The 5,416-nt window shown below is 66.9% G+C and carries 6 protein-coding genes; 5 read left to right on the top strand and 1 reads right to left on the bottom strand.

The genetic code is table 11. From position 1 onward, the window contains the following. From RMO40_RS09190 to RMO40_RS09175, 4 genes are all read left to right on the top strand, one after another. Nucleotides 1–694 (top strand): NADP-dependent oxidoreductase (locus tag RMO40_RS09190; protein ID WP_309719443.1); only part of this gene is annotated, 694 nt, incomplete at its 5' end. A gap of 11 nt (nt 695–705) precedes the next feature. Then, nucleotides 706–2,346, top strand: a complete 1,641-nt coding sequence (locus RMO40_RS09185) for an isovaleryl-CoA dehydrogenase (protein WP_309719440.1) — start codon at nt 706–708, stop codon at nt 2,344–2,346. A 15-nt stretch (nt 2,347–2,361) separates the two neighbouring features. Further along, a complete protein-coding gene (locus RMO40_RS09180; RefSeq protein WP_309719435.1) occupies nt 2,362–3,309 on the top strand; it encodes a glutathione S-transferase N-terminal domain-containing protein in 948 nt (315 codons plus the stop codon). Then, the gene (locus tag RMO40_RS09175; protein WP_309719432.1) at nt 3,306–4,214 is read left to right on the top strand and encodes an SDR family NAD(P)-dependent oxidoreductase; all 909 of its coding nucleotides are present in this window, start codon (nt 3,306–3,308) and stop codon (nt 4,212–4,214) included. Before RMO40_RS09180 ends, RMO40_RS09175 begins: the two co-directional genes overlap by 4 nt. 12 nt (nt 4,215–4,226) lie before the next feature. On the opposite strand, the gene RMO40_RS09170 is transcribed toward RMO40_RS09175, so the two are convergent. Further along, on the bottom strand, nt 4,227–4,955 hold the full coding sequence (locus tag RMO40_RS09170; protein ID WP_309719427.1) for a DUF1223 domain-containing protein: 729 nt from the start codon (nt 4,953–4,955) through the stop codon (nt 4,227–4,229). A gap of 154 nt (nt 4,956–5,109) precedes the next feature. Here RMO40_RS09170 and RMO40_RS09165 point away from each other — a divergent pair. Further along, nucleotides 5,110–5,416 (top strand): hypothetical protein (locus RMO40_RS09165; protein WP_309719424.1); only part of this gene is annotated, 307 nt, incomplete at its 3' end.

Below are 5,416 nucleotides of genomic sequence, written 5' to 3'. Positions count from 1 at the left end.
GCCGGGCGCGCTGCGCAAGGTCGATGCGAGCCGCGTGCCTTTGTCGGCCTACCTGGGGTCACTGGGCATGCCCGGGGTCACCGCGTGGTACGGGCTGATGAAGATTTGTGCGCCCAAGGCGGGCGACACGGTGGTGGTCAGCGCCGCCAGCGGTGCGGTGGGCAGCGTGGTGGGCCAGTTGGCCAAGGCCCACGGGTGCCGGGCCGTCGGCTTTGCGGGTGGCGCCGAGAAGTGCGCCTATGTGGTCAACGAACTCGGCTTCGATGCCTGCATCGACTACAAGGCCCATGCCACACCGGCGTCGTTGCTTGCTGCGCTCGAAGCGCAGACACCGAAAGGTGTGGACGCCTGTTTCGAAAACGTCGGCGGTGCCGTGTTCGACGCCACGCTGCTGCGCATGAACGACTTCGGTCGCATCGCGCTGTGCGGAATGATCGCCGGCTACGACGGCGTGCCCACGCCGATGGCACGGCCCGACTTGATCTTGCAGTCGCGCTTGAAGGTGGAAGGTTTCATCGTCAGCGAGCACATGCAGTTCTGGCCCGAAGCGCTGGCCGAGTTGGGCGGCCTGATGGCGGCCGGCCGGCTCAAGTTTCGCGAGTCGATCGCGCCGCGCATCGAAGACGCGCCCGAAGCCTTTCTCGGCTTGCTGAAGGGCCGCAACTTCGGCAAGCAGCTGGTGAAGTTGATCTAGGGCAGCTGGCGATGAGCCCAACCCACGAGGTGTTCAACCAGCCTGCGCCGCTCGTCGACAGAAACCTGTTCGTGGGCAACGTGTCGCTGCGCGAGGCCGTGCACTTCAATGCGCCCGGCCTGAACACCGACGAACTCAGCCAGCTCGGTGAACGCGTCGGCTCGCATGCGATGCAAGAGCACGCACGCCTGGCCAACGTGCACACGCCGCGCCTGCTGACCCACGACCGTTTTGGCCACCGTGTTGACCAGGTGGAATTTCACCCGAGCTACCACGCGCTGATGGACCTGGCCGTGTCGTCGGGCCTGCACGGCGCACCCTGGGTCGAAGGGCCGCATGCGCACGTGCACCGCGCGGCCGGTTTCATGCTGTTCACCGAGCTGGAACCCTCGACGCTGTGCCCCGTCTCGATGAGCTACGCCGTGATGCCCGCGTTGAAGGGCAACGCGGCCATTGCGGCCGAGTGGGGCCCCCGGCTCACCACGCGCCGCTACGACGCGCGCTTTGCCCCCGCCTCGCAAAAGTCGGGCGTGACCATGGGCATGGGCATGACCGAGAAGCAGGGCGGCTCCGACGTGCGGGCCAACACCACCCAGGCGCGCCACGATGGGCACGATGCCTGGGGCGAACGTTATGCACTCGTGGGCCACAAGTGGTTCTTCTCGGCGCCGATGTGCGACGCCTTTCTCGTGCTGGCCCAGGCGCCTGCTGGCCTGAGTTGTTTCTTCTTGCCGCGCTGGCGGCCGGACGGCACGGTCAACACCCTCCACATCCAGCGCCTCAAAGACAAGCTGGGCAACAGGGCCAACGCCAGCTCCGAGGTCGAGTTCAACGGCGCCCATGCCTGGCTGGTGGGTGAAGAAGGGCGCGGTGTGCCGCAGATCCTCGAGATGGGCAGCATGACCCGGCTCGACTGCGCGCTCGGCACCAGCGGCCTGATGCGCCAGGCGCTGTCGCTCGCGCTCAACCACACGGCGCAGCGCAAGGCCTTCGGCAAGGCGCTGATCGACCAGCCGTTGATGCGCAACGTGCTGGCCGACCTGGCGCTGGAAAGCGAAGCCGCCACCGCGCTCAGCCTGCGCCTGGCGCGGGCCTTCGATCGCCCAGGGGATGCACATGAGGCGCTGATGGCGCGCCTGCTCACGCCGGTGGCCAAGTACTGGGTCTGCAAACGTGGCAGCCACTTCGCGCAAGAGGCCATGGAGTGCCTGGGTGGCAACGGCTACGTGGAAGAGCAGGGCGAGGGCGTGATGGCGCGCATCTACCGCGAGATGCCGCTCAACTCCATCTGGGAAGGCGCGGGCAACATCATGGCGCTCGACTTGCTGCGTGCCCTGCGCAAGGGCGGCCCGATGGCCGACGCGCTGATGGCCGAGCTGGCTCCGGCGCGTGGTGCGCATGTGGCCTTCGACCGTTTTGCCGACTCATTGCCACAGCGTGTGGACGATGCCAGCGCCGAGACCGACGCGCGCCGTCTGGCGCAAGACGTGGCGCTCGCCGTGCAGGCTGCGCTGTTGCGCCAGCATTCACCCGCCTTCGTGTTCGATGCCTTCTGCCGCTCGCGCCTGGGTGGCGATTGGGGCCAGGCTTTCGGCACGCTGGGTGCCCAGACCGATTTCGATTCGATCATCGCGCGAGCGGTGCCTCCATAACCCACAAAGGCTCCCATGAGCGACCTGATTCTTCACCACTACGACGGCTCACCCTTCTCTGAAAAAGTGCGCCTGATCTTCGGCTACAAGAGCCTGGCTTGGAAGTCGGTCAAGGTGCCGGTGATGCTGCCCAAGCCCGACGTGGTGGCGCTCACCGGTGGCTACCGCCGCACGCCCTTCCTGCAGGTCGGCGCCGACATCTATTGCGACACCGCGCTGATGTGCCGCGTGATCGACGCAATGGCGCCGCAGCCGCCGCTCTACCCGGTGGCCGCTTCGGGCATGCAGCATGTGCTCGCGCAGTGGGCCGACTCCACGCTGTTCTGGTCGGCCATCCCGTACACCATGCAGCCGGCTGGTGTGGCGCACATCTTCGCCGGTGCGCCGCCCGAATTCCTGAAGGCCTTCGGCGCCGACCGCGCCGCCATGACGCCCAACCTGCGCCGTGCCACCGTGCCCGACGCCACGGCGCAGCTCGCGAGCTACTTCGCCTGGCTCGAGGCTGAGTTCACCGACCGCCGGCCCTTCCTGCTGGGGGCGCACCCTTGCATTGCCGACTTCTCGGTCGCTCAGTCGCTCTGGTACATCCGCCGCGCGCCGCCGGTGGCCACGGTGCTGGCGCCGTTCCCCAAGCTGATCGCCTGGTACGAGCGCATGGCCGCGTTTGGCCATGGTTCGCCCGAGAAGATGACCAGCGGTGAGGCGCTCGACCTGGCGGCGCAAACGCACACGCACGCCGACACCCATGTCGAACCCGGTGCGGGCTTCGAGGCCGGTGATGCGGTGACGGTTTCGGCCACCGACTACGCCACCGACCTGGTGTCGGGCACGCTGGTCGGCCTGACGCAGCACGAGGTGGTGATCGCGCGCAGCGATGAACGTGCCGGCCAACTGCACGTGCACTTCCCGCGCATCGCATACCAGATCAAAAAGCCCAAGATCGAAACAGGAGAACCCCAATGAAGAACTTCAAAGGCGGCACCGCCGTCATCACCGGCGCAGGCTCGGGCTTCGGCCTGGAAGCCTCGCGCATTGCCGCGCGCATGGGCATGAACGTGGTCATGGCCGACGTGCAGCAAGACGCGCTCGACATCGCCACCGCAGAGATCAAGGGCCTGGGCGCACAGGTGCTGCCCTTCAAGTTGGACGTGGCCAAGGCCGACCAGGTCGAAGCCATGGGCGCAGCCACCTTCGAGCGTTTCGGTGCGCCGAACTTCGTGTTCAACAACGCCGGCGTGGGCGGTGGCGGCCTGATCTGGGAGCAGTCGCTCAAAGACTGGGAGTGGATCGTCGGCGTCAACCTGATGGGCGTGGCCCACGGCGTGCGCGTCTTCACGCCGATGATGCTGGAGGCGGCCAAGAAGAACCCGGCCTATGAAGGCCACATCGTCAACACCGCCTCGATGGCGGGCATGTTGAACGCGCCCAACATGGGCATCTACAACGTGACCAAGCACGCGGTGGTGTCGATGAGCGAAACGCTTTATCAAGACCTGCGCCTGGTCACCGACCAGGTTCACGCCTCGGTGCTGTGCCCGTACTTCATCCCGACCGGCATCCACAACAGCCAGCGCAACCGCCCGGCCGACATGGCGGCCGACACGCAGCGCACCAAGAGCCAGCTCATCGCGCAGGCGATGAGCTCCAAGGCGGTGTCCAGCGGCAAGGTGACGGCGGCGCACATGGCGCAGAAGGTGTTCGACGCGATGGCCGAGAACCAGTTCTACATCTTCAGTCACCCGCACGCGCTGGCCGGCGTGCAAACGCGCATGGACGACGTGATGAACGTGCGCAACCCGAGCGACCCGTTTACCGCGCGGCCCGAACTGGGCGAGCAGCTGCGCACTGCATTGCGCTCGGCCGACTGACCGAGCGACCGATCAGCATGCCAGCTTGAGCGCCTGCACCGGCTTGCCGGTGTCGGCGTCGATCACCACCAGGTTCACCTCGCGCAGGTGGCCTGCGCTGGTGGCGATGCGGGGTTGAAACTGCAGCGTGGTGGGCACACCCGCTGCCGCGGCCCATGCCGGCACCGGCTGCAATTCACGCACCACGTGGTCGTGCCGGAGCATGACGCCCGAGTTCTCTCCCCTCTTCACGGCCGTGCTGTGGCCGCTTTCGGTGACGGCCCAGTAGGCGGCCAGCCGCGCGCTGCTGCGGGGCTGTACCGTGGCGGTGAGCTTGTCGCCCGTGCGGCCCAGGGTGATCTGCACGTTCGCATTCGGCCGTGCCGGAGTTGAAATCGAGGCACCCGACCAGTCCTTGCGGTCCGCCCCGTTGATCACGACCTGCGGCGTGTAGCTGTAGCGAGACCCGTTCACCGCCTGTTGCTGCGCCTGGCGCTGCGTGAAGGCGGGTGACGCAAAGCGGTCGGCCCAACCCAATCGATCCCAGTAGTCCACATGGAAGGCGAGCGCCACCACCTCCTGCTTGGCCGCGAGCGCCGACAGCCAGCGGTCTGCCGGTGGGCAGGAGTTGCAGCCCTCGGAGGTGTAGAGCTCGACCACCGGTGTGGCGTGTACCGCGCTCTGGGCGCTGCAGGTCTGGGCTTGGGCCGGCAAGGCCGTGCAGGCGAGGGTGGTCAACAGCAAGGCGGCGCGCTGTGGCATGGTGAATCTTTCGCTGGGGTGTGCGCCTTGGTCGACGCTGCGGCCGCCGTTCTTACGCGCTCGATCCCGTACACCAAGGGTTCTGAACTTTTGTCACTTTGAAGCCGCCCCGCCAGGCGGCTACGCTGCGCAGCATCAAAGCAGGAGCGCAGGCATGGGAACGAAGAAGTGGAACGCGGTGGAGTACGACGCCGTCAAGTACCTCAAGGGCTCGCTGGGTAGCAAGCTCAAGCGCATCGAGCTGCCCAAGACCATGCGGCTCGAAGTGCTGATCGAGCTCGACGACGAGCTGTATGCGGCCCTCGCCAAGAACCCGAGCTGGCTGCAGAAGATGCAGTCTGCCGCCGCCGCGAAGGCACGCTCGGCGATGGACGACGTGGAGAAGCAGATCCTCGCGGCCGAAGCCAAGGCGCAGAAGTTCGACCCCAAGACCGGCGCTGCCTTCACCCGCGACGTGCAGG

The organism is Rhizobacter sp., from assembly GCF_031412075.1.
Taxonomy (GTDB): Bacteria; Pseudomonadota; Gammaproteobacteria; order Burkholderiales; family Burkholderiaceae_C; genus Rhizobacter.
The sequence above is the reverse complement of the archived record's forward strand: the minus strand, read 5'-3'. Positions and strand labels throughout refer to the sequence as shown.

Bases quoted from the DNA above. Each gene is read 5' to 3' on its own strand.
- RMO40_RS09185 (WP_309719440.1), top strand. From the start codon at position 706: ATGAGCCCAACCCACGAGGTGTTCAACCAGCCTGCGCCGCTCGTCGAC.
- RMO40_RS09180 (WP_309719435.1), top strand. From the start codon at position 2,362: ATGAGCGACCTGATTCTTCACCACTACGACGGCTCACCCTTCTCTGAA.
- RMO40_RS09170 (WP_309719427.1), bottom strand. From the start codon at position 4,955: ATGCCACAGCGCGCCGCCTTGCTGTTGACCACCCTCGCCTGCACGGCC.
- RMO40_RS09175 (WP_309719432.1), top strand. From the start codon at position 3,306: ATGAAGAACTTCAAAGGCGGCACCGCCGTCATCACCGGCGCAGGCTCG.